Origin of the sequence: Carnobacterium sp. FSL E2-0243 (genome assembly GCF_038003605.1) — a bacterium.
GTDB lineage: Bacteria > Bacillota > Bacilli > Lactobacillales > Carnobacteriaceae > Carnobacterium > Carnobacterium maltaromaticum.
Window position 1 is genome coordinate 1,255,584 of record NZ_JBBOPM010000001.1, and the last position, 25,399, is coordinate 1,280,982.

Below are 25,399 nucleotides of genomic sequence, written 5' to 3' on the forward strand. Positions count from 1 at the left end.
GTATATTCATTTTTAAGAAAATGATTAAAATTTATCATGGAGGTGCTTGTATCGATGAAAAACTATGCTAAGTTTTTGGGAAAGCGAATCTTTTTTATGTTAATCACGCTTTTACTAATAGCATCGATTACATTTTTTTTACTGAAGCTTTTACCAGGTACGCCATACAGTAACCAGGAAAAACTATCGCAAGAACAAATTTATATTATGAATGAAAAGTATGGTCTCAATAAACCCGTGATCGAGCAATATTGGGTCTATATAACGGGGTTATTGAAAGGTGATTTAGGAACTTCTTTCCAATTCAACAATACACCTGTATCTACTTTACTTTCAGCAAGAGTCGGACCCTCGCTCCAGCTAGGTCTGCAGGCGGTTATTCTAGGGACATTTTTAGGAATAATCTTAGGGGTTATCGCCGCAATGAATCAAAATACGTGGATTGATACTTCGGCTACATTTGCCGCAATATTAGGTCGCTCTATTCCTAACTTTGTTTTTGCCGTGTTGTTACAATTAATTTTCGGCGTGTATTTAAAATGGTTCCCAATTGCTATGTGGAAAGACGGCTTTGCTTCATCGGTTTTACCGACAATCGCATTGGCCATTTCGCCGCTAGCAGATTCAGCACGTTTTATTCGAACTGAAATGGTCGAAGTTTTAAGTAGTGATTATATTGAATTAGCTCGTGCCAAAGGTCTAGCTCGTTGGGTTGTTTCCTTTAAGCATGGAGTTCGTAATGCATTAATTCCTTTAGTAACATTATTAGGACCAATGGCTGTTGGTTTAATGACAGGTTCATTAGTAGTTGAAAATATTTTCTCAATTCCTGGAATCGGAGAACAATTTGTTAAATCAATCATGACCAATGACTATCCAACTATTATGGGTGTAACAATGTTGTACTCTGCAATGCTTGTAGCCATTATTTTATTAGTTGATATTCTATATGGAATCATCGATCCAAGAATTCGTGTAGCGGGAGGGAGCAATTAATGAGTAATTTAAACGAAGAATTAAAAAATTTGTCTCCTGAAATGTTTGAACCGGCACAGGATTCAGGATTAGTAGATAGAGAAAAAATTGCTGCACCTTCTTTAAACTTCTTCCAAGATTCTTGGCGTCGTCTGAAGAAAAATAAAGCAGCTGTAATCTGTTTGTTTATTTTAATCTTTATGATTAGTGCAAGTATTGCTGCACCACTAATTTCACCACATGATCCAAATAAACAAACTGTTGCCTATGCTAATTTACCTCCACGTATTAAAGGAGTAAATATTAATGGCTTAAATGGAACTGCTAAAATTGGAAATACAGATAAAAGAGTTGATAAATACGCTCAGAAAAATGTTCCTGACGATGTGAATTACATTTTTGGAACAGACGGTTTAGGACGTGATTTATTTTCACGGATCTTAGCTGGAATGCGCGTGTCACTTTTAATTGCTTTAATTGCTGCCTTTTTTGATTTAACTATTGGAGTTTCTTACGGATTGATTTCAGGTATGAGCGGTGGTCGTGTCGACAACTTTATGCAACGTATCTTAGAAATTATTGGTGGGATTCCTAACTTGGTTGTCTTAATTTTAATGCTTCTAGTATTACAACCAGGTATTTTATCAATTGGTATTGCTTTGGCGATTACTGGTTGGATTACGATGGCGCGTGTTGTGCGGGCTCAGACACTAAAATTAAAAAATCAAGAGTATATTCTTGCTGCAAAAACACTAGGTGAATCCAATTTAAAAATTGCAATTAAACACCTAATTCCAAACCTTTCTGGAGTAATCATTATCAATACGATGTTTACGATCCCAGCAGCTATTTTCTTTGAAGCCTTCTTAAGTTTCATTGGAATCGGAATCCCAGCTCCACAAGCATCACTTGGTACACTTTTAAGTGATGGGTATAAAACTTTCCGTTTCTTACCACATTTGATGTGGTACCCAGCTGCGGTTATGTGTATTTTAATGATTTCATTTAACTTATTAGCTGACGGTTTACGCGATGCGTTTGATCCAAAAATGAAAGATTAGCGAGGTAGATATGAATGAGCAATATATTAGAAGTTAAAGACTTAACCATTACATTTGACACCTTTGCTGGAACTGTTCAAGCAATTCGTGGTGTTAGTTTTGATTTGAAAAAAGGTGAAACATTAGCTATTGTGGGTGAATCAGGCTCAGGTAAATCAGTAACGAGTCGTAGTATCATGCGTTTATTAGCTAAGAATGCCAATGTTGAAAAAGGCGAAATTTTATTTAACGGGAAAGATATCAATAAAAGAACTGAAAAAGAGATGCAAGGGATTCGCGGAAAAGAAATCGCAATGATCTTTCAAGATCCAATGACTTCTTTAAATCCAACGATGACAATCGGTAAACAAATTGCTGAACCGATTATTAAACATCAAAAAGTCAGTAAAAAAGAAGCTTTAGAAAGAGCTCTTGAGTTATTAAAACTTGTAGGTTTACCTGATCCAGAGCGTCGTATGAAACAATATCCTCATCAATTTTCTGGTGGTCAACGCCAACGGATTGTTATTGCTATTGCTTTGGCATGTAACCCAGAAGTTTTGATTGCAGATGAGCCAACGACGGCACTTGATGTAACGATTCAAGCTCAAATTTTAGATTTGATGAAACAATTACAAAAGAAAATTGCAACATCGATTATTTTTATCACACATGATTTAGGTGTAGTAGCGAATGTAGCTGATCGTGTAGCGGTTATGTATGCTGGTAAAATTGTCGAAGTTGGAACGGTTGATGAGATTTTTTATAATCCTCAACATCCATACACTTGGGGCCTGATTAGTTCAATGCCGACTTTAGATATTAAAGGGAAGTCATTGTACGCTATTCCAGGAACACCACCAGATTTATTAGATCCACCAAAAGGCGATGCATTTGCACCTCGGAATGAATTTGCTATGAAAATTGATACAGAGTTAGAACCACCTTTCTTTAAAGTATCAGATACGCATTATGCAGCAACGTGGTTGCTTCATCCAGATGCTCCTTCTGTAACGCCGCCAGGCGAGATTAGAGCACGTCGTGAGTTATTCGCTAAGGATGCAACGAATACAGCCTCAGAGGCCACTTTTGAGCCCATTAATGATGCAGATGCAGGTAAGGGGGTCAAACTAGATGACAAGTAAAGAAAAAATTCTTCAAGTAAAAGGTTTAAAACAATTTTTTAACGTAGGTCAATCAAATGAAGTTCAAGCAGTTAATGATATTAGCTTTGATGTTTTTAAAGGGGAAACTTTTGGATTAGTTGGTGAGTCTGGTTGTGGAAAGTCAACAACTGGTCGTGCCATCATCCGTTTATATGATCCAACATCTGGTGAAATTATTTTCCAAGATAAAGAAGTTCATGATATCAAAGGTAAAAAAGATATGTTGAGTTTTAGACGTGATATGCAAATGATCTTCCAAGATCCGTATGCATCATTAAATCCTAAAATGAAAGTTCGCGATCTGATTGCTGAAGGTATTGACATTCATGGCTTAGCAGAATCTACGGCTGATCGTAATAAACAAGTTGATGAATTGCTAAAAACAGTTGGGTTAAATCCTGACCATTCAACACGTTATCCGCATGAGTTCTCTGGTGGACAACGTCAACGGATTGGGATTGCTCGTGCATTAGCTGTGCAACCTAAATTCATCATCTGTGATGAGCCAATTTCAGCTTTAGATGTATCGATTCAAGCGCAGGTTGTTAACTTGTTGATGGAATTACAAAAAGAAAAAGGCTTGACGTATTTATTTATTGCCCATGATTTATCAATGGTTAAATATATTAGTGATCGTATCGGTGTAATGTATTACGGTCGTCTAGTAGAATTGGCACCAGCTGATGAAGTTTACAATAATCCGTTACATCCATATACTGAAAGTTTGTTATCTGCTGTACCATTACCAGATCCTAACTATGAGCGTAGCCGTATCCGGATTCCGTATCAACCAAGAGAAGCAACTGGAGCAGAAGAAAAGCTAAGAGAAATTACTCCTGGACATTTTGTTTATTGTACAGAAGCAGATATTCCAGCTTTACAAGCGAAAGCTGCTAGTTATAAAAAATAAAGAAGATAGGCTGTTGGACTTAGTCCCAGCCTATTTTTTTTGTTTAAAATATATAGATTTTATATAGTAACGATTTAAAAAAATTCTCCATATTTTCTCCATAATTTACTTGTAAAGTATGAGGTAGCAACAAACTTAAATAAAGGTTGCAAGAAAAAATGGGAGGAAATTAAAATGAATCACTGTGTCAATCAGATGGGGAATAGTAATGTTGGGGAAGTAGGGGGCTTTACGGAAAGATTAGGTCATTCGTTTGGGATGGGGATGTTTTCATCAAGCATTATCGATTTTCTTTTACTCATATTGCTTATTTTTGTTGTAGTTAAAGTAGTTCAAGGAATCCGCTCAAAAGATTAAAAGCAAAAAATAATCATACGTAAAGGATTTATCTTGAGAAATGTTTGGTATAATGATATGAGTTAGCCGTGGAATTAAATTTGTTAGTAGAAAATAGTTTGAGAAGCTGATGTCCTATTTTCTTGCCGGAACTAACCGACTCAACCAAACTTTTTAATTTAGGAGTAAATGGGAAATGAAAATATTAATTGTCGATGATGAACCTAAAATATTAGATGTGATTGAAGCTTATTTAGTTGTGAATGGGCATCTGGTTTATCGAGCGGAAACGGGTTCTCAAGCATTGGAAAAATATCGTGTAGTTGGTCCTGATTTAATTATTTTAGACTGGATGTTGCCAGATAGTAGCGGTATGGAGGTTTGTCAGGAAATCCGCTTGGAATCTTCTGTGCCGATTATCATGCTCACAGCGAAAGCTGGTGAAAAAAATATTATTTCTGGATTGAAAATGGGGGCAGACGATTACATGGTAAAACCGTTTAGTCCAAAAGAATTAGTTATGAGAGTAGAAACAGTGCTAAGGCGGACGGGTTATCAAGCGAAAATGCAGAAAATTAAGTTTAATGATGGCAAATTAGTGATAGATGTATTGGGCAAACAAGTTTTTCAAAGCAATCAGCTAGTTTGTCTAACTGGAACTGAGTTCGATTTGTTGCATATTTTTGCTGAATCCCCAGAACAAATTTTTTCAAGAGAGCAATTAATAGAACACGTTAAAGGGATTGAATTTGATGGGATGGATCGAGTGATTGATTCACATATTAAAAATTTGCGCCAAAAAATTGAAGATAATCCCAAAAAACCTGAATTTATTTTAACTGTTCATGGTAGAGGCTATCGCTTTGGAGGAAAAAAATGATTCGTACAATAAAAGGGCAGTTTATTTCTTCGTTTATTTTAATTGCTTGTTTAATTATTGGAGCGATTAGTTTGACGACCTTAATTTTAGTTAATCGGCATTTTGACCGCTATATTGTTGAACGACAAGAAGATCGTTTGGCTGAAATCAAACATTCTTTGGAGTTCAGTTTTGTCAATGAGGAAGGGAATTGGGACCTAGCTGAGATTGAAAAAATTGGGGAGTCTGCACTAGATTCAGGTATTGATATTACTGTTTACAGTAATGAAAATGAACGAATCTGGCAAACGACGAAACAATCTATGGGACATATGAGAATGAATGGGAAACATCATAAAATGATGAACCAAGAAAATCAAAATACAGACTTGGAGTATGTTGAAAAAAATGTTGTACTAAAGGATGGCAAACAAGCAATCGGTCAAGTGCAGTTTGGGTATTATGGACCATTGACCTATAGTGATCATGATGTGGCTTTTATCTCAGCAATGCGTAGAAGTTTAATCTTAATTGCCATTTTTGCTTTGACTTTTTCTTTATTTTTTGCGACTTGGGTTGCACGAAAATTAAGTCTGCCATTAATTCAGGTTAATCGTTTTACACAAGCAATTGCAAAAGGTCATTACAATGAAAAAACACCACCAAAATCCTCAACTAAAGAGGTGAATGAGTTAATTATTTCTGTCCAGGATTTATCTAATCAGTTGGAGCAACAAGAGGAATTGAGAAATCGGCTATCTAGTGATATTTCTCATGAAATTAGAACGCCTTTAACGACTTTAAAGGGACATATAGAAGCAATGTTAGATGGTGTCTGGGAACCAACGCCAGAACGTTTAAAAAGTTGCTATGAAGAAGTTAACCGCTTAAGTCGATTGATTGGCGATATTGATAAGATTACAGCATTGGAAGCGCAACAAGAAGTTGTTCGGAAATCAAGGTTTGATCTTTATCAGTTAGCCCAAACAGTTGCATTGACTTTTGAGCCTTTAATCTTTCAAAAGGGCATTCAGTTTGAATTAACTGGTGAAAAAACGTTTATTGATGCCGATCAAGATAAAATTAGTCAAATTATTTTGAACCTATTAAGCAACGCACTTAAATTTACTGAATCGGGTGGTAAGATTCAAGTGAAGGTTAAAATAAAAGATCAATTTGCTGTTTTAATGGTAGAGGACTCTGGTTGTGGTATTGATTCTACTGACTTGGAACATATCTTTGACCGCTTTTATATGGCAGATGACTCTAGAAAACAGAATAACGAAGGGCAAGGAATTGGGCTAGCTATTGTAAAAAGCATTGTTAAAGCTCATGATGGAACAGTTAGTGTTAGTAGCTCGGTAAACTTAGGAACAAGGTTTACAATTCAATTGCCATTGGCAAATACTAAATAAAATGTACTTATAACGAATGAGTTGGGTGCGTACTTAGAGGTTGGAACGAATGTTCACAACCTCTTTTTGTTGGTTATAGTCATTTTAACAGCTATATTTTGTCCTATCTTTCTTATAATTTGTGACTATCTCTCTAAATCGTAACAAGCTAGAATATAGATGTAAGAAGAAAACGTTTTCTTTGAGAGGAGGAGTTCAATTTTGAAAGGTAAAACAAAGAAAAAGACTTTGTGGAAAGACTTTATGAAAAATAAAGCCTTTTTATTAATGGCGTTACCTGGAGCAATTTGGTTAGTGTTATTTTTCTACATTCCAGTACTAGGAAACGTTGTGGCATTTAAAGACTTTCAGTATTCAGATGGAGGTTTCTTTAAAAGTTTAAGTCAAAGTCCTTGGGTAGGATTTGAAAATTTTAAGTTTTTATTTAGTTCATCAAACGCATACTTAATTACGCGGAACACAGTTTTGTATAATGTTGGATTTATTTTAATCAACTTACTCTTTGCAATTGTTTTTGCAGTTATTTTAAGTGAGATTCGTTCGAAAAAAATGATTAAAGTGTATCAAACATCTATGCTATTACCTTATTTTATTTCATGGGTTATCATCAGTTATTTTGTGTATGCATTCTTAAGCCCAGATAAAGGTTTGCTAAATGCAATTATTACTGGCAATGGTGGAGAAGCAATTAACTGGTACAATGAACCAAGGTTCTGGCCATTTATTTTACTATTCTTAGGGGTTTGGAAGGGAATTGGTTATAACAGTATCATTTACTTTGCAAGCATCATGGGAATTGATCCAACTTATTATGAAGCTGCAATGGTCGATGGAGCAACTAAGTGGCAACAGATTAAAAACGTTACGATTCCACAGTTGGTTCCACTAATTACGATTTTATCTATTTTAGCAGTAGGAAATATTTTTAAAGCGGATTTTGGGTTGTTCTACCAAATTCCAAGAAATTCAGGTGCACTATATGAAGTTACATCTGTTTTAGATACGTATATCTACAATGGATTAACAAGTAGTGGAGACATTGGAATGGCGTCAGCAGCAGGCTTATATCAATCTGTTGTAGGATGTATTCTCGTAGTAGGAGCCAATTTATTTGTTCGTAGATTTGATGAAGAATCAGCTTTATTCTAAAAGAAAGGAATCAATCAAATGAAAAAAAAGAAAGTGACACAATTAACGGTTAGAACTTTTGGGAAAAAAGCTGATTTTCTATTCAATCTCTTAGTTGGAATATTTGCCTTTTCGTGTGTTTTTCCCTTTATTTTCGTCATTATCATTTCGTTGACGAGTGAAACATCGTTAGTAACTAATGGCTATGCACTTATTCCTCAAGAATGGAGTTTTGATGGCTATCGTTATTTGGCAGAAATGAAAGATCAGATTTTACAAGCGTTGTTTATCACTGTGTTTGTAACGGTTGTTGGAACATTAATCAATGTTACCTTTACATCAACTTATGCTTACGCAATTTCAAGACCTTCATTTAAATATCGTCGTTTCTTCACTATTTTTGCATTAATCACAATGTTGTTTAGTCCTGGGATGGTTCCTAACTACATTGTTATGACAAACATGCTTCAATTAAAAGATACGGTATGGGCGTTAATATTGCCAATGGCATTAAGTCCCTTTAATATTATTGTAATGCGAACGTTCTTTAAACGGTCAGTTCCAGATGCCATTATTGAATCAGCAAAAATTGATGGTGCTAGTGAATTAAGAGTCTTTTTACAGATTGTTTTACCGCTGGCTGTTCCTGGGATTGCGACAATCAGTCTATTTGCAGCTTTAGGGTATTGGAATGATTGGTTTAACGCTTTACTTTATATTCAAAGTGACAATTTAATCCCATTACAGTATTTATTGATGAAAATTCAATCAAACATTGAATATATGACACAAAATGCTGGCATGAGTGCTCAATTATCAGGTGGAGCAGCAGCAATTCCAAAAGAAGCAACACGTATGGCAATGGTGGTTATTTCAACTTTACCAATTGCATGTAGTTATCCATTCTTCCAAAGATACTTTGTTAGTGGATTAACAATTGGTGGAGTTAAAGAATAAAAAAATAAACTGGAGGTTTCAAAATGAAGAAAAGCTGGAAAAAGTTAGCAGTTGGTAGTGCGTTAGGATTAATACTTGCTGGAAGTTTGGCTGGATGTTCAGGTTTGAAAGGTGATGCAACAAAGAAAAAAGAAGGCGCAAGTGATTCAGGTGCACCGACTTTATTAATGTACCAAATCGGTGATAAACCTGATAATTATGATGAATTAATGAAAGTAGCAAATAAAAAAATTGAAGCTGAGACTGGAGTTCAATTGAATTTACAGTATATCGGTTGGGGTGATTACGAAAAGAAAATGTCCGTTATCACGTCTTCAGGCGAGAACTATGATATCGCTTTAGCTAATAATTATGTCACAAATGCTCAAAAAGGTGCGTATGCTGATTTAACAGAGTTAGCTCCTAAGTTAGCTAAAGATGCTTATGATATGTTAGATCCAGCTTATATTAAAGGAAATTTGATTGATGGTAAGTTATATGCTTTCCCAGTTAACGCCAATGTGTTTGCTGAACAAGTTCTAACGTTTAATAAACAATTTTTAGATAAATACAATTTAGATATTTCAAATGTGAAATCTTATCAAGATATTGGAGAATTATTAAAAGTTGTTAAAGAAAAAGAACCAACAGTTACACCTTTAGCTGCTGGACAAGGATTTAAAGTGGAATCAAATATGGACTATCCAATTACAAATGGAATGCCATTTGCGATTGATTTATTAGGTGATGATTCAAAAATTATTAACCAGTATGACAATGACCGTATGAAAGCTAATTTAAAAACAATGCATGAATACTACCAAGCTGGTTATATTGCTCAAGATGCAGCAACAAGTAATACAGATCATCCATTAGAAGGTAAAACGTGGTTCATTCGTCAAGAAACACAAGGACCGTACGACTACGGCGATACAATTTTAACAACTGCTGCAGGTCAACCTTTAGTATCAAAACCTGTTACATTACCAATCAAAACAACAGGAGCTGCACAAATGGCTAATTTTGTTGTTTCAAGTAACTCGAAAAACAAAGAAAAAGCAGTTGAAGTTTTAGGACTTATCAATTCTAATCCTGAATTATTAAATGGGTTAGTCTACGGTATTGAAGGCGAGGCATGGGAAAAAGTTGGGGACAATCAAGTTAAATTATTAGATGGCTACCAACCAAAAACACATATGTCTGCATGGAATACAGGAAACAATAAAATTATTTATGTGCAAGATTCAATCACTGAGGACCAAATCGCTGAGCGTGATAAAAAAATCGGTGAAGCAGAACAATCTCCAATTTTAGGTTTTAACTTCAATACAGAATCAGTGAAATCAGAGATTACAAATATTGCCAATGTAATGAATCAATATATTGATGGTTTAAATACTGGTACATTAGATCCTGATAAAGCAATTCCTGAAATGAATGCGAAGTTAGAAAAAGCAGGACTTGATAAAGTTCAAACTGAAATGCAAAAGCAATATGATGCATTCCGAAAAGAATAAACGCACGTTTATCAATGTCTGTTAGATTGAGGTATAAAAGAGGTTAAGAATTTTTATTCTTGCCTCTTTACATAGCTTTGTATTATGCAAAGCAAGCAGTTGGAGGAGGATTTTTATGTTAGGAAAATATTTGGAAACTTTTTTCAATCGTTGTTATTTATTTATCAAACTAAGCTTAATTTTTTGGGGATTAAGTTTTACGGGTGGGCTAATTTTTGGTATTGGTCCAGCATTAGTAACAATCGCTAGTTTATTTCTAGAATATCGCTGGGAATATAAGCAAATGAACAAAGCCACATGGTGGAAAATCTATAAAGAAAACTTTAAAAAAAGTACTATTTTATTTTATATATTTGGTGCAATTAGTGTTTTCTTAGCTTATAATTTATACTTGTCCGTACAAATTACAGGGCTATTATTTTTAATGATTGATTTCCTAATTATTTTTGCTTTAGTTATTTTAAGTAGTGCTTTTTGGTTTGCAATATTGATCCAAAGTCAATATGATTGTTCTTTAAAAGACACGCTTAAATTAGCGGCCATTTTATCGTTTATGAGTTTTAAAAATACGTTGGTTTTAACAATTGGTGGAGTGGTATTGATTATGATAACGTATAAGTTTCCAGGTTTGATTTTATTTGGTAGCATCGGTTTTTGGATTATTTTTGTTGCCAATGTTTCTCAACCACTGTTTACCAAATTAGATGAACAATTGGTGAGTTTAGAAAGTTGATTATGTAGAAATAATCTTTTTTCTTCTGTTAAATTTAGGTGAATTAAAGGAGGAATAAGGTTGAAGCAAAAGAATTTAATTTATTCGTTATTAAAAGTATACTCGTTAGTGATGATTCTAGTCATCACTTCTTTTGCTGTTACGGTGAGTTATGCAACATTTGATCGAAATCGCAAGGATACTGCTAAAGTGACTCAGCAAACCGCCAGTCGTTTAGCTGATATTTTATCAGAAAATGAAAATAAAATTAATCGAATTGCAATTGAATTGACGAATAATCAAGAAAAAGTTGCTAATTTATTTGATTATTTTCAGTTGAGTTATAGTGACTATTTAAGTCAAAGTTTGAGCCGTGAAGGAATTGAAGGTGGGATCAGCAGCATTTATCTTCCCCAAAAAATTGCTAATCTTTATTATGCGGATGATAAAATTGAATCTATTGCGATTGATTTGAAAAACTATCAAGAAATTCTATATTCTAATGAGCAAAAGAAAATGGGGAGTAAGGAAAAGCGCATGCCGGATTTGAAGAATCAACTGACACTTTCGAAAACGTTGATGAATCCGAATACATCGGAACAAATTGGTACATTATATGTTACCTTTTCAAAGCAAGAATTAAATACAATTATTGATAATTCTGGTGCAAAGAATCAACTTCAAACATTTATTTTTTCAGATAGAATGAAACAGTTATATGCAAATAAAATTCCGAGTAATAACGGAATGCTCCAAGCTGAAATCGAAAAGGGGATTACTAAAAATTCTGAGATTGATTTTCTTAGCTTAAGTCAGCAGTATTATATTTATGGCTCGGAAACTGCAAGTGGTATGCAGGTTTTAACAGCAGTATCTAAAAAAAGTGTGGCTATTCAATCGTTTAATGCTATTTTTTTTATTTTATTAGGAAGTGCTTTAATTAATTTATTTTTGCTTTATTTTTTATATCGAATCTTCCGTAAATATGCTTATCAAGTTGAAGATATTGTTGCTTCTGTTAGTCAAGTTTCTAGTGGTAAGTTGGACTGGCGGATTACAACTGCAGACAAAGAAGCTGAATTAAAGGATATTTCAACGGGTATCAATCAAATGTTAGATGGAATTAATCAATATATTGAAGATATTTATACATTAGAGATTAAACAAAAAGATGCACATATGCGTGCGCTGCAATCACAAATTAATCCTCACTTTTTATACAATACGCTAGAGTATATTCGGATGTATGCTGTGAGTGAGGGGGCTGAAGAGCTAGCAGACGTTGTCTATACTTTTGCAACGTTGCTTCGAAATAATACATCTCAAGAAAAAACAACAACGCTTAAGAAGGAATTGGAGTTTTGTGAAAAATATGTTTACCTTTATCAAATGCGGTATCCAGGCAACATCGCCTATTCTTTTGCAATTGATTCAGCCATCGAGAATTTAGTTATTCCCAAATTTTCAATCCAACCACTAATTGAAAATTATTTTGTCCATGGTATTGATTATATGCGGATTGATAATGTCATCAGTGTTAAAGCGAATATTGAAGAAGATAAAATTACGATTCTCATTCGTGATAATGGAAAAGGAATGTCTTCAGAAAAAATTAAGGATTTGAACCAATCTTTAATGGAATCCCATAGTAAATTTGGAGGATCAATTGGGATTTTAAATGTTAATGAACGTTTGCGTTCTTACTTTGGGGAAAGTTATCGGATGTGTATTCAAGAAACACAAGCACACGGCGTTACCATTTCAATCTCATTTGAAAAAGAAAAGGAGGAAGTTTAGATGTATCGGATGTTGCTAGTTGATGATGAGTATATGATTTTAGCAGGATTACAAAAACTTATTCCTTGGCAAGAATTAGGGATAGAAATAGTTGGTACAGCAAAAAATGGTCAAGAAGCATTAGATTTTGTGAGAAACAATGTTGTAGATATTGTTATTTCTGATGTGACGATGCCTTTACTTTCAGGAATAGAATTTATTAGACAGGCTCAAAGCGAAGATATTTATTTTCATTTTTTAATTCTTTCAGGCTATCAAGAATTTGATTATGTCAAAGAAGGCTTACGAATGGGCGCTGACAACTATTTAATTAAACCTGTCGATAAAGTTGAATTAATTGAGACATTAGAGAAAATAATAAAAGAATTAAATAGTGAAGCAGAACAATTACAAACCCAGAGCGTTCTTTTTGATTATCTACTGCAAGGATGGACTCACGATGATATTGACTACATTGAGTTACGGAAAATGATTAAACGCTATGGTTATAGACTGACAGATCGACCTTATACAGCTTTAATTATTGCCTATCCTATGGAAGCTGAAGAAGCACTAATCGAATTTATTGCTGACCAAAAGCAAGGGATGTACTATAAACAAAATGATGATCAGTCTTATACGGTTATTTTTGATGGATCAAAAGAAGAATTAAAAGCTTTTATAAAGGACTATCAGCAATTCAGTCAGTCTCTATTAGGTGATTTTTTAATTGGAGTAGGTGAGACTGTTAATGAAATAGTCGAGGTTGCTTCAAGTTATGAGCATGCTTTACATGCGCTTCAAATTCGTAATTTTTATCAAATAAAAGGTCTGGAATTAACGAAGCAAATAGAAACAGGTATGATTCCGCAATTATCTTTTACAAAATTTAATCAAGCACTTTATATTCGTGATTTTGATACAATTCGTGAAGAAGTAGATATGATGTTGGAAAAGTTGCGTAAACACGGTGCTTTACCGGAGTATTCGCGTCAAATGATTTTTTTAATTTTTATGGACCTCTATCGCCAATTTGAAAACTTAGATGAATCTTTTTATCAAGTTAATTTTGAAAAAATTGCTACGGCTCAATCGTTTGAAGGATTAGAAAGTGTAATTGAAGAGACGTTGCTTGAAATTAAGCATGTGAAGAAAGAACGATCTTATAGCCAAAATACGCAGCATATGTTAGAAATTATTACAAAACGTTATTCAGAAGATCTTTCTTTGAAAGTAGTTGCGGATGAATTGTTTTTAAATGTGATGTATTTGGGCCAAATTTTTAAAAAAGAAACTCAGAAAAGTTTTTCCCAATATTTAAATCAATACCGAATTAAAAAAGCGCAAAATTTATTGGTCCAGTCTGATGGGAATATAAATGAAATTGCAATTGCTGTGGGATATACAAGTGCAGGATATTTTTATAAAAATTTCAAAAAAATATGTGGGATTTCACCAAAGGAATTTCGTGAACGATTTGAAAATAGTTATGACCCCATTGATAGTTAAGTGAATCGAAGTTTAATAGATTAAAAATACCCAGTAACTAAAATTCAGTTCATCTGAAAATTAATTAGTGGGTATTTACCTGTGTTTAATTAGTGAGCAGAATAGCCACCATCAATCACTAATTCAGCTCCATTTATAAAGGAAGCTTCATCAGAGGCTAAAAAAAGAATGGCATTTGCAACTTCTTCAGGTTTTCCAATTCGGCCTAAAGGAGTTGCTTGAATCAACTGTGCCATAGCTTCTTTATATTCGCTGACAGCAGCAGACATCGGTGTCTCAATGACTCCTGGATAAACAGAATTAACTCGAATATTGAAATAGCCTAGGTCAGCAGCTGCTGCCTTTGAAACAGCACGGATAGAACCTTTAGAACCCGTATAACCATTGATTCCTGCTCCTACTAAAGCTGTATAAGATGCCGTATTAACAATTGAACCTTGACCAGCTTTTTTCATGTAGGGAACAACTGCTTTCATGCCGAGGAAGGGGCCAAGTGCATTTATTTTATGCTGCAATTCCCATTCTTCAACGGTTGTTGTCTCAAGGCCTTTATCAGAAGAGATGCCAGCATTATTTGCTAAGATGTCAATTTTACCAAATTGTTCAATTACTTCTTGAACAACCTGAGTCCACTCAGCTTCTGATGAAATGTCTAATTTTTTAGTGACAACATTTTCTTTCCCTTTCGCTTTATTTAAAGCCTCTTGGTTAATGTCGCAAACAACAACAGTTGCTCCTTCTGCAATAAAACAATCTGTAATTTTTTCTCCAATACCTGAAGTACCACCTGTTACAAGCGCTACTTTATTTTTTAGTCGATTCATATTGAACACCCTTTCATTTTAGAGAATGAATGCAGTGTAACATTAATAATAAAAAAAAGCGAGACTAACTTTTTTTTATTATTAATTAAATAAACCCAAAATAAAAATCCCATGGCAACTGTCAAATTAGACACGACCATGAGATCTTTATTTTTCCCTTAACTAAACTGCATCAATGCCACGTTCACCCGTTCGAATGCGCACACAATCTTCAAGTGCAGTTACAAATATTTTTCCGTCTCCTACGTCCCCAGTGCGACAAGTTTCGACAATGATGTCAATTACTTGATCAACAGTTTCAGAAGCTACAACCAGCTTTATTTCGACTTTGGGAACCAAGTTAATCATGACCTCATTGCCACGATAATATTCAGTCCAGCCTAATTGTTTGCCAAAGCCAAGAACTTGAGCAACGGTCATGCCTGAAATAGAGGCTTTAGTATACAAAGCTGTTTTTAAATCCTCTAACTTTTCTTGTCGAATAATTGCTTCAATTTTTTTCATTCTAATCCACCTTTCTTTTCTGTGTTTTTAAGAATCCATTCCCATAAAGGTTGGGTAAGCTGTTTCATCATGTTCAGCTAAGTCTAAACCAAGGACTTCTTCTTTGTCTTCAACACGAAGAGGCATAAATTGTTTTAAAATTAAGAGAATTAAACCAGTAGCAATTGCAGAAAAGGCGATTGTAATCACAATACTGATGATTTGTGCAACAAATAAGCGTGTTTCTCCATAAAATAAGCCATCCCATTGTGCTACACCATTAATCGATTTTTTAGCAAAAATTCCAGTTGCGATACCACCCCAAATACCACCTAATCCATGACAACCAAAAGCATCTAAGGAATCATCTAATCCCCATTTGTGTTTGAGTTTAGAAATGAAGAAGAAGCAGAGTGGACTAACGACTCCTCCAATTATAAAGGCGCTCCATAGTGGAACAAAACCCGCTCCGGGAGTAATTGCAACTAAACCAACGACAGCTCCGGTAATAGCGCCCATCACAGTTGGTTTTCCTTGGGTTACTTGTTCGACAAGCATCCAAGATAACATAGCGGTCGCAGCAGCTGTATTGGTTGTTAGTAGGGCGTGAACCGCTAAAGCATTGGCACCAAGTGCGCTGCCAGCGTTGAATCCGAACCAACCAAACCAAAGAAGTGAAGCTCCCAAAACAACAAATGGAATGTTGTGAGGGCGATAATTTAAACGCCCATAATCACGTCTTTTTCCTAAAAATAATGCCAAAACTAATCCAGTAATACCTGAGCTGATATGCACAACGTTTCCACCAGCAAAATCAACAGAGCCTAGCTCCGCTAAAAAGCCACCAGAACCCCAGACCATATGTGCCATTGGGTAATAAACAATAATTAACCAGATTGCAATAAAAACAAACAATGTTGAAAATTTCATTCTTTCTGCTACTGCACCATAAATTAAAGCAGGTGTAATAATCGAAAACATCATTTGAAAGCTAGCAAAAAGTGTTTCAGGAATTGTTTCAGAGTAAGTTGGATTTGGACTTCCAGTAACCCCATTAAAAAACAAATGATTGAGGCTCCCAATAAACCCGCCATGATCTTCGCCAAAGGCCAAACTATAACCAAAGGCAATCCACATTACGGAAGCTAGTCCGCAAACAAATAAAACGGACATCATGGTATTTAAGGTGTTTTTTCGTCTGACCATGCCTCCATAGAAAAAGGCTAGTCCGGGAGTCATTAAGAAAACTAATGCTCCACATAGTATAATAAATGCTGTATCTCCTGTATCAATCATCGAAACACCTCTTTTGTTTTATTTAGAAATAAAAACTTCTATTTTTGGAATTTTAGCATCTAAATTTAACGGAGTCTACAGTTATGTTAAAATTTAATGAGAAAGTTTTTTATAACTAACAGTCAAGGTGATGTTATATGACATTGATAGGTTTTTATTTAAAAAAATATCAGAGAAAGGTAACTAAATTATTTGTTTTAGGTAAAAGAAGTGTTTTTTTATTTTAACTAGTAAGGGTTTAAATCAAGTTGAATAAGTCTTTTTATTAGGGACAAAAGGGTGTTTTGAATAAAATCCGAATAATCCTTGTTTTATTTATCTTTTTATTCGTTTTTTCAATGTAAAATTCATGTAAAAAGGCGTAGAATCATTGATAAATTCTTAGACTTAACTTATAATAATTATGGACCTAAGAAGAAAATAATAGGTACTAATTCATGTGTTTTATAGGAGGAAGTTCAGTCAATGAAAAACTTTAAAAAGTTATTTCTAGTAGGTTTAGGTGTGTCTTTAGCTGTGACATTAGCAGCATGTGGTGGTGGAGAAAAAGCTAGTGAGAAAGATAAAGCTTATGTGCCCGAAAAATTAACCGTTCAATTTGTTCCTTCTCAAGCAGCAGAAACGCTTGAAGCAAAAGCAAAACCATTAGAAAAATTACTTTCTAAGGAATTAGGTATTCCTGTAGAAGTTAGTGTTTCAACTGATTATAATACAATTATTGAAGCAATGGACTCCAAACAGGTTGATGTTGGATTTTTACCTCCAAATGCTTATGTTTTAGCGCATGAACAAAGTGGTGCTAAAGTATTATTACAAGCACAACGATATGGTATTGAACAACCAGGCGGGAAAAAGACGGATGAATTAGTTGATTCATATAAATCAATGATTGTTGTAAAAAAAGGTAGCAAAATTAAAGAGTTAAAAGATTTAAAAGGGAAGAAAATTGCTACTCAAGATGTAACTTCTTCAGCGGGTTATGTTTGGCCAGCAGCAGAAATGAAAAAAGCGGGCGTTGATATTGAGAAAAGTGATATTACAACTGTACAAGTAAAAGGACATGATCAAGCAATCCTTTCTGTTTTAAATGGAGATGTAGATGCAGCATTTGTTTTTGAAGATGCTCGAAATAACGTTGTTAAAGATGTTCCGACTATTTTTGATGAAGTAGAGCCAATGTATACAACAGCTCCAATTCCTAATGATACTGTGACTGTTCGCGCAGATATGAGCGACGATTGGAATACAAAAATTCAAGATGCTTTTATCAATATTGGAAAATCAGAAGAGGGTAAGGCGATTATTTCAGCTATTTACACTCATGAAGGTTATGTGAAATCTAAAGATAGTAATTTTGATATTGTTAGAGAATATGCTAAAGAAGTTGGTCAATAAAATCTAATGAATGCATTTTTATAATAAAACTGGTTCGCTCTATAGGAGTGAGCCAGTTTTATTTTTTAGTAAGTTAGCTATTTTGCACCAGCTATTCTTTGTGAAAAAAACAACATGGAAAATAGTTTCCTAAATTTGCTTATTGGTTAGTAGAGAAGGATTGATTGATTTTTAGTTCTTACTAAAAGTTTGTGTAAAAAAAAGCCAAAGAGCAAAAATTATCTTGACTAATTGGCTAAGTAATAATAGAATATAATCAACACTTAACCAATAAATGGTTATATTATTTAATTATTTGGTTAAGTTTACGTTTTGTTTTTTTACAACTATTTGAAAGGGTTTACATTTAATCGTAAAAAATGGTTAGGAGGTAAGTAGTAAAAGCTCTAAAAGGTATGAAGTCTTATCAAATTATAAGAAAAAGGGGAAAATAGAATGAAAAAAATGTGGAAAGTTTTACTGATGTCGTTTACCTTATTTTTTTTGGTAGCTTGTGGAGCAGATTCGAGCTCGAATAAAGAAAAAACAATTGGTTATGCAATCAACAATTTGAATGATACATTTCAAACGTATATTTTAGAAGCGGCAAAAGAGACAGCAAAAGAAAATAAAATTGATATAAAAGTAGAAAATGCCAAAGAAGATTTAATTTCCCAACAAGATCAAGTGAACACATTAATTCAAAATGGGGTTTCAGCCTTAATTGTTGTTCCCGTAGATACTAGTGCAATGGGTCCGATTACGAAAGCCGCTCAAAATGCAGGCATTCCATTAGTTTATGTGAATCGCAATCCTTATGCTGGAAAAGAAAAAGAAATGCCAAAAGATGTGTACTATGTTGGATCAGATGAAATCACAGCTGGGATTATGCAGATGGATTATATTGGCGAACAATTAAATGGCGAAGGCGGTATTACTGTTTTAATGGGGATTCTTGGAAATGAGGGTGCTGTCCAACGAACAAAAGGGGTTAGTGATACGGCAGCTGGAAAATTCCCGAAAAATAAAATTTTAGCAAAAGAAACAGGCGAATGGCAAAGAGATAAAGCTCTAAGTATTGCTGAAAATTGGATTTCAACTTATGGCGATGATGTCAAAGCAATCATTGCGAATAATGATGAGATGGCATTAGGCGCTGTTCAAGCCGCCAAAAAAAATGGACGCAATGATATTTTAATTACGGGTATTGACGCTATTCCCGATGCTTTAGATGCAGTAGAGTCTGGTGATTTAGCTACAACAATCTTTCAAGATGCAAAAGGTCAAGGAGGTGGGGCTGTAGATACTATTTTAGCGGTATTTGATAATAAACCACCTAAAGAAGCAATTAAATACGTTCCATTTAAACTCGTAACACCTGAAAATGTAGCAGAATTTAAATGAGTCCAGATGACTAAATCTTGAGAAATTAGGTTGGTCATTAGTGGCAGATGGCTAGCCTATTGTTTCAAAATTTATAAGGAGTGAGAAAATGGAAGCGGATAATTATTTATTACGAGTTGAGGATATCGAAAAGGAATTTCCAGGAGTTAAAGCATTAAATGGTGTGCAACTAAAAATTGCTCCTGGTGAAGTTCACGCTTTACTAGGCGAAAATGGAGCTGGAAAATCGACTTTAATGAAATGCTTAATTGGCATGCATACCCCTTCAAAAGGTAAAATCTGGTTTGATGGACGCTATATTGAGAATTATACGATTACAGAAGCGTTGGAAATGGGTATCTCTATGATCCATCAAGAATTAAGCCCTGTTAGAGAGAAAAGTATTATGGAAAATATTTGGTTAGGAAGAGAACCTAAGAATAAATTTGGGTTAATTGATCATAAAAAAATGTATCAAATGACCCTAGATGTTTTAGATCGAATTCAAACTAAATTAGATCCAAAAATGCTAATCAAGAACTTAACTGTAGCGAAAATGCAAATGATTGAGTTAGCTAAGGCAATTTCATACAATGCTAAGTTAATTATTATGGATGAACCTACTTCCTCTTTAACGGAGAAAGAAACGTTACAGTTATATAAAATTATTCGGCAATTAAAAGCAGAAAATTGTAGTATTATTTATATTTCGCATAAACTAGACGAGATTCAAACCATATGTGATACCTTAACTGTTTTACGGGATGGACAATATGTGACAGATCGTTTGGTAAAGGATACAAGTACACAAGAAATGATTAACTTAATGGTTGGTAGAGATATTAATCAACTATTTCCTAAGCAAAAAACAGAGATTGGTAAAGTGAAATTTGAGATTCGTGATTTTTCGGATGGCAAACATTTTAATCATATTTCATTTGATGTTCGTGAAGGTGAAATACTAGGATTTGCTGGATTGGTTGGTGCTGGACGGTCTGAAGTGATGGAATCTTTATTTGGAGTTCGTTCGAGAATTTCAGGTGAAATCTATATGGATGGCAAGAAAGTCAGCATAAACAATGCAGGGGATGCTGTTAAAAACAAGTTAGCTTTTTTGACGGAGGATCGTAGAAAAACAGGGATTTTTCCAATGCTTTCAGTTGGATATAATATTGTTTCAAGTAGCATTGATTCGTTTAAAAATAAAATAGGTTTATTGGATAATAAACGTTTGGCGGATGAAGCTGAAAACTATATAGAAACTTTAAAAGTGAAAACGCCTTCTGCTAATGCAGCTATTATGAATTTAAGTGGTGGAAACCAACAAAAGGTACTAATTGCTAAGTGGTTACTAACAAAACCAGAAGTATTGATTTTAGATGAACCTACTCGTGGAATTGATGTTGGGGCAAAAGCTGAAATTCATCGAAATATTTCAACGATGGCTTATACCGGAAAATGCATTATTATGGTTTCGTCAGAGTTACCAGAAATTTTAGGGATGAGTGATCGAGTTGTGGTGATGCACGAGGGTAAAATCACAGGAATTTTAGAAAATAAAGACTTAACTCAAGAAGAAATTTTGGAATATGCTAGCGGAGAAAAAGATGATTTTCCAATCAAGTAGAAAAAGAAAAATTAAAGGGGCGAGAAGTGGATGGCACAACAACAGAATCATGAAATGAAAGAGCCTAATGTAGTTGATAGAAAAGGCAATCGGAAAGCCTTTATACAGAAATATCTTATTATTTTTGTTTTAATTGGAATGGTTATTATTTTGACGGGAGTCAATCCTAATTTTATTTCGTTTAACAATATTCTAAATTTACTAACACAAACGTCTATTTATGGTATTTTAGCTCTAGGATTATTTATTGTCTTAGTATCTAAGGGGATTGATTTATCTGTTGGTTCAACGTTGGCATTTGCTGGAATTGTTGCAGGTACCATTAGTCAAACCAAAGACGCGGTTGATAAAGTTTTCCCTCAATTGGGACAAGCGCCATTTATTGTGACTATTCTAATTGCAATTCTTATTGGTGCGCTGATTGGATTGATTAATGGCTCTTTGATTGCTTATACAGGAATTCCTCCATTTATTGCTACATTAGGGACTCAAATAGCAGTTAGGGGAGCGGCTTTGATGGTTTCAAAAGGGAAGCCAATTAGTAATATTAATCCAGCAATTGATTTTTTAGGAGATCGAATTTTTGGCTTCTTACCAGTTCCAGTCTTAATTTATGGCGTAATTATTTTCTTAATGTGGGTACTAATGAATTATACTTCTTTTGGGAAAAGTATTTATGCAATTGGTGGTAATGTTGAAGCAGCAGAGATTTCAGGAATAAATGTCAAAAGAAATCTTGTCTTAGTTTATGTAATATCAGGAGTATTAGCAGGGATTTCTTCTTTAATTTATATAGGTAGGACTGGTGGATCCATTCAACCAGCAGCTGGAACGATGTATGAAACGACAGCTATTGCAGCAGCAACAATTGGCGGAACAAGTCATAGTGGTGGAATTGGAACCGTTTGGGGAGTTGTAGTTGGAGCGCTTATTTTAGGAACATTAACAAATGGGTTTACGTTATTAGGAGTAGACGCATATGTACAACAAATTATTCAAGGTGGAATTATTATCGGAGCAGTTGTACTCGATATGCGCAAAAATAGACGGGTATAAAGTTGAATTGCATAAAAAAAGAACGAGGCCAGGATGCTTATCCGAACCTCGTTCTATCTTTGATTTATTCATTTTAGTTATAGTTCGCCGGTTAGGAATTGAGCTCGTCCAAATCCGAAACTCCAATCAGCTTGTTCATTAATAGTGATTGAAATCATAACATCTTCGGGTGCAATACCACAGCGATTAGTTAGTGCCTGTACTACTTTTTGATAAAAGTCCACTTTTTGTTTTTCTTTCCTTTGGCGACTAGTGATTGAAAGAACGACTACGTTTTGGCTACGTTTAAAGCCTAAGCCCGTATCTTCAATAATCATTTCATTTGCAGAATGTTGGTGTAGAATTTGGAAACGGTCATTTATTGGAATTTCAAAAGTTTCAACTAAAACTTCATGGATGGTATCCAATAGTAGTTTAATTTCACTATCAGTTCGTCCTTCAATTAAATCAATCTGGATTAATGGCATAAAAATCTCTCCTTTTAGGTTAATGGGTAGTATATTGGAATGTGATGCTGCTTACAAAAATGCTGATACTCATGGGGAAGCATGTTGGTTGTAATTAAGCCATCAATATTTGAAAGCTCTAAATAGGTTAAAAGCGTTGATTTATCGAATTTAGTTAGGTCAGCTAGTAGATAAAGTTGATTGGTTTTGGCCGAAATCCATTTCTTTATTTCGTATTCTAAGGGATCAGAATTTGTTAAGCCGTGGGCAATTGAGACGCCCGTTGCCGCCATAAAAGCTTTATTAATGTTGTAACGAGATAAAAATGTTTCTTCAGATAATTCAACAAAAGAACGAGTCCGCCGTTTAAAAGTGGTTCCAACTACAACCAAATTGATATTTGTCATGGTAGCGGCACTATTGATAATATCGAGATTATTTGTTAAGACTGTAAAGTGAATTGCTGGAGAAACTGAATCTAGCAAATGGCTCGTTGTTGTTCCAGAATCAATGAAAATTAAATCATTCTCTTCAATTAAGGATGCCGCCTTAGCAGCAATTAGTTCTTTTTGTAACTTATTTTCAATAGTTCTTGATTCAAATGGAATGAGTTGAGAGTTAGCTGCAATTACGCCTCCATAAACTTTTTCTAAAAGTCCTTCAGTTTCAAGATACTGAATATCACGCCGAATTGTATTTTTTGATACGTTAAAGTAAGTGCATAATTCATTGAGTGAAACATGCTTATGTTCTTGAATATACTCTTCAATTTTTTGAATTCTTTTCATTTTCATATGTTCTTGCATCCTCCCTTTATGCACATTAACTTTTACTAATAAGTATATCTAATATATCATATACTCAAAAGTTAATCAACAAATAATCAGATTCGTTTTCTTGTGTTTGTTTATTTTAAAGAGTTTTGACTAATTATGTGCATTTTTTTTGGTTTTTTTGTTGGATAATAAAATAAAATATATTGACTATTGGTTAAGTTAAGGTTAATATATAACCAAGATATAACCAATTAGATAGTGAGGTAAATTTCAAATAAATCAGATTTAATTTGATTTATTGTGGAATCGCTTTCTTTTGGATTGAGAAAAACATGAGGAGGAATACGAATGGTTGAGGTTAGAAGATTAAAAAATTATATTAATGGGGAGTGGGTTAATAGCCAAACATCAAACTACGAAGATGTCTTGAACCCAGCAACAAAAGAAATTATTTGCCAAGTGCCTCTTTCAACAAAAGAAGATGTTGAGCTGGCAACGAAAGCAAGCTTGGCAGCATTTGAAAAATGGAAAAATGTAGCTGTTCCAAGGCGAGCTCGAATTTTATTTAAGTTTCAAGAATTGATTACTCGTAACAAACTAGAACTAGCACGTTTAATTACAATTGAAAATGGAAAAAATTTAAAAGAAGCTTTAGGAGAGGTACAACGTGGTATTGAGAATGTTGAATTTGCGGCTGGAGCCCCGAGTTTAATGATGGGGGATTCGTTAGCTTCTATTGCTACAGATGTAGAAGCAGCTAATTACCGTTATCCAGTTGGAGTTGTCGGTGGTATTACTCCATTTAATTTCCCAATGATGGTACCTTGCTGGATGTTCCCAATGGCAATTGCATGTGGAAATAGTTTTATTTTAAAACCCTCTGAACGAACACCATTACTCACAGAGAAACTAGTTGAGCTTTTCACTGAAGCTGGTTTACCTGCAGGTGTCTTCAATGTTATATACGGCGCTCATGATGTCGTAAATGGAATCTTAGAACACCCTGAAATTAAAGCGATTTCATTTGTTGGTTCAAAAACAGTTGGTCAATATATTTATCGCAAAGGGAGTGAACATTTAAAACGGGTTCAGTCATTAACTGGAGCTAAGAATCATACAATTGTATTAAATGACGCTGATTTGAAAGAAACTGTACCAGCTATTGTAGCAGCAGCATTTGGTTCAGCAGGTGAACGTTGTATGGCGGCAGCTGTAGTAACTGTTGAAGAAGGTATTGCGGATCAATTTATGGAGCAATTAGTTGCTGAAACGAAAAATATTAAAATTGGAAATGGATTAGAAGAAGAGGTTTTCCTTGGTCCCGTTATTCGTGAAGAGAATCAAAAAAGAACGTTTAAATATATCGAAACAGGGATTAAAGAAGGAGCAAAGTTAGTTACAGACGGACGTGAAAATGTGCCGACAGATGGTTACTTTGTAGGACCAACTATTTTTGATCAAGTGACAACCGAAATGACAATTTGGAAAGATGAACTATTTGCTCCAGTCTTATCAATTATACGAGTGAAAAATTTAAAAGAAGCCGTTGCGATTGCTAATCAATCAGAATTTGCTAATGGTGCATGCTTGTTTACAAATAATGCCGGAGCTATTCGTTATTTCCGCGAAAGAATTGATGCTGGGATGTTAGGTATCAATTTAGGAGTACCTGCTCCAATGGCCTTTTTCCCATTCTCAGGTTGGAAAGATTCGTTCTATGGAACATTACATGCAAATGGAAAAGACAGTGTTGATTTTTATACACGTAAAAAAGTTGTGACAGCTCGTTATCCGCAAGCTAGTTTTGAATGAAAATAGTTGCTAGTTCAACAAACTTTTTGCCGGAGCTAAACCG

At 34.4% G+C, this 25,399-nt stretch carries 23 protein-coding genes; 18 read left to right on the forward strand and 5 right to left on the reverse strand.

The genetic code is table 11. The features are described from left to right. The first annotated feature begins 54 nt into the window (after positions 1 to 54). The 13 genes from opp3b (at position 55) to MHI00_RS05940 (ending at position 14,279) form a co-directional block, all read left to right on the forward strand. The gene (gene opp3b / locus MHI00_RS05880; protein ID WP_010050719.1) at positions 55 to 996 is read left to right on the forward strand and encodes an oligopeptide ABC transporter permease; all 942 of its coding nucleotides are present in this window, start codon (positions 55 to 57) and stop codon (positions 994 to 996) included. Continuing rightward, the gene (opp3C, locus tag MHI00_RS05885) at positions 996 to 2,036 is read left to right on the forward strand and encodes an oligopeptide ABC transporter permease (protein ID WP_010050721.1); all 1,041 of its coding nucleotides are present in this window, start codon (positions 996 to 998) and stop codon (positions 2,034 to 2,036) included. Before opp3b ends, opp3C begins: the two co-directional genes overlap by 1 nt. Before the next feature lie 14 nt (positions 2,037 to 2,050). After that, positions 2,051 to 3,160, forward strand: coding sequence for an ABC transporter ATP-binding protein (locus MHI00_RS05890; protein ID WP_010050723.1), 1,110 nt, complete (start codon positions 2,051 to 2,053; stop codon positions 3,158 to 3,160). Beyond that, on the forward strand, positions 3,150 to 4,091 hold the full coding sequence (locus MHI00_RS05895; protein WP_010050724.1) for an ABC transporter ATP-binding protein: 942 nt from the start codon (positions 3,150 to 3,152) through the stop codon (positions 4,089 to 4,091). Before MHI00_RS05890 ends, MHI00_RS05895 begins: the two co-directional genes overlap by 11 nt. 174 nt (positions 4,092 to 4,265) lie before the next feature. After that, positions 4,266 to 4,448, forward strand: coding sequence for a hypothetical protein (locus MHI00_RS05900; RefSeq protein WP_010050725.1), 183 nt, complete (start codon positions 4,266 to 4,268; stop codon positions 4,446 to 4,448). A 175-nt stretch (positions 4,449 to 4,623) separates the two neighbouring features. Then, entirely contained in the window at positions 4,624 to 5,307 is a 684-nt protein-coding gene (locus tag MHI00_RS05905; RefSeq protein ID WP_119906515.1) for a response regulator transcription factor, read from the forward strand. Further along, positions 5,304 to 6,701, forward strand: a complete 1,398-nt coding sequence (locus tag MHI00_RS05910; protein WP_332489554.1) for a sensor histidine kinase — start codon at positions 5,304 to 5,306, stop codon at positions 6,699 to 6,701. The genes MHI00_RS05905 and MHI00_RS05910 overlap by 4 nt, the downstream gene beginning before the upstream one ends. Before the next feature lie 243 nt (positions 6,702 to 6,944). Continuing rightward, positions 6,945 to 7,850, forward strand: coding sequence for an ABC transporter permease (locus MHI00_RS05915; RefSeq protein WP_050815396.1), 906 nt, complete (start codon positions 6,945 to 6,947; stop codon positions 7,848 to 7,850). A gap of 18 nt (positions 7,851 to 7,868) precedes the next feature. Next, positions 7,869 to 8,786 (forward strand): carbohydrate ABC transporter permease, encoded by a 918-nt coding sequence (locus tag MHI00_RS05920; RefSeq protein ID WP_010050732.1) that lies wholly within the window; start codon positions 7,869 to 7,871, stop codon positions 8,784 to 8,786. A gap of 23 nt (positions 8,787 to 8,809) precedes the next feature. Beyond that, on the forward strand, positions 8,810 to 10,282 hold the full coding sequence (locus MHI00_RS05925; protein WP_056999596.1) for an ABC transporter substrate-binding protein: 1,473 nt from the start codon (positions 8,810 to 8,812) through the stop codon (positions 10,280 to 10,282). Between the two features lie 115 nt (positions 10,283 to 10,397). Next, entirely contained in the window at positions 10,398 to 11,015 is a 618-nt protein-coding gene (locus MHI00_RS05930) for a YesL family protein (RefSeq protein ID WP_010050735.1), read from the forward strand. A gap of 60 nt (positions 11,016 to 11,075) precedes the next feature. Then, positions 11,076 to 12,791, forward strand: a complete 1,716-nt coding sequence (locus MHI00_RS05935; RefSeq protein ID WP_056999595.1) for a sensor histidine kinase — start codon at positions 11,076 to 11,078, stop codon at positions 12,789 to 12,791. Then, positions 12,792 to 14,279 carry a response regulator transcription factor gene (locus tag MHI00_RS05940; protein WP_015076943.1) on the forward strand — a complete coding sequence of 496 codons (1,488 nt, stop codon included), beginning with the start codon at positions 12,792 to 12,794 and terminating at the stop codon, positions 14,277 to 14,279. An 89-nt stretch (positions 14,280 to 14,368) separates the two neighbouring features. Here MHI00_RS05940 and MHI00_RS05945 read toward each other — a convergent pair whose 3' ends face one another. From MHI00_RS05945 to MHI00_RS05955, 3 genes are all read right to left on the reverse strand, one after another. Continuing rightward, positions 14,369 to 15,103 carry an SDR family NAD(P)-dependent oxidoreductase gene (locus tag MHI00_RS05945; RefSeq protein ID WP_010050738.1) on the reverse strand — a complete coding sequence of 245 codons (735 nt, stop codon included), beginning with the start codon at positions 15,101 to 15,103 and terminating at the stop codon, positions 14,369 to 14,371. A 162-nt stretch (positions 15,104 to 15,265) separates the two neighbouring features. Next, a complete protein-coding gene (locus MHI00_RS05950) occupies positions 15,266 to 15,607 on the reverse strand; it encodes a P-II family nitrogen regulator (protein ID WP_010050739.1) in 342 nt (113 codons plus the stop codon). Positions 15,608 to 15,634: 27 nt separating this feature from the next. After that, the gene (locus MHI00_RS05955; protein ID WP_010050742.1) at positions 15,635 to 16,882 is read right to left on the reverse strand and encodes an ammonium transporter; all 1,248 of its coding nucleotides are present in this window, start codon (positions 16,880 to 16,882) and stop codon (positions 15,635 to 15,637) included. A 465-nt stretch (positions 16,883 to 17,347) separates the two neighbouring features. On the opposite strand from MHI00_RS05955, the gene MHI00_RS05960 reads away from it, so the two are divergent. The 4 genes from MHI00_RS05960 (at position 17,348) to MHI00_RS05975 (ending at position 22,322) form a co-directional block, all read left to right on the forward strand. Then, on the forward strand, positions 17,348 to 18,277 hold the full coding sequence (locus MHI00_RS05960) for a phosphate/phosphite/phosphonate ABC transporter substrate-binding protein (protein WP_010050745.1): 930 nt from the start codon (positions 17,348 to 17,350) through the stop codon (positions 18,275 to 18,277). A 435-nt stretch (positions 18,278 to 18,712) separates the two neighbouring features. Beyond that, positions 18,713 to 19,660, forward strand: coding sequence for a substrate-binding domain-containing protein (locus MHI00_RS05965; protein WP_015076939.1), 948 nt, complete (start codon positions 18,713 to 18,715; stop codon positions 19,658 to 19,660). Positions 19,661 to 19,748: 88 nt separating this feature from the next. After that, on the forward strand, positions 19,749 to 21,266 hold the full coding sequence (locus tag MHI00_RS05970) for a sugar ABC transporter ATP-binding protein (RefSeq protein ID WP_010050749.1): 1,518 nt from the start codon (positions 19,749 to 19,751) through the stop codon (positions 21,264 to 21,266). Between the two features lie 30 nt (positions 21,267 to 21,296). Next, positions 21,297 to 22,322, forward strand: coding sequence for an ABC transporter permease (locus MHI00_RS05975; protein ID WP_010050751.1), 1,026 nt, complete (start codon positions 21,297 to 21,299; stop codon positions 22,320 to 22,322). Positions 22,323 to 22,399: 77 nt separating this feature from the next. Here the strand turns inward: MHI00_RS05975 and MHI00_RS05980 are convergent, their stop codons facing one another. Both MHI00_RS05980 and MHI00_RS05985 read right to left on the reverse strand, forming a co-directional pair. Then, positions 22,400 to 22,789, reverse strand: coding sequence for a tautomerase family protein (locus tag MHI00_RS05980; protein WP_010050753.1), 390 nt, complete (start codon positions 22,787 to 22,789; stop codon positions 22,400 to 22,402). Positions 22,790 to 22,803: 14 nt separating this feature from the next. After that, positions 22,804 to 23,562 carry a DeoR/GlpR family DNA-binding transcription regulator gene (locus MHI00_RS05985; protein WP_010050754.1) on the reverse strand — a complete coding sequence of 253 codons (759 nt, stop codon included), beginning with the start codon at positions 23,560 to 23,562 and terminating at the stop codon, positions 22,804 to 22,806. 330 nt (positions 23,563 to 23,892) lie between these two features. On the opposite strand from MHI00_RS05985, the gene iolA reads away from it, so the two are divergent. After that, positions 23,893 to 25,356: a methylmalonate-semialdehyde dehydrogenase gene (gene iolA, locus MHI00_RS05990; protein ID WP_010050756.1), complete on the forward strand. Its 1,464-nt coding sequence runs from the start codon at positions 23,893 to 23,895 to the stop codon at positions 25,354 to 25,356. Positions 25,357 to 25,399: the final 43 nt, after the last annotated feature.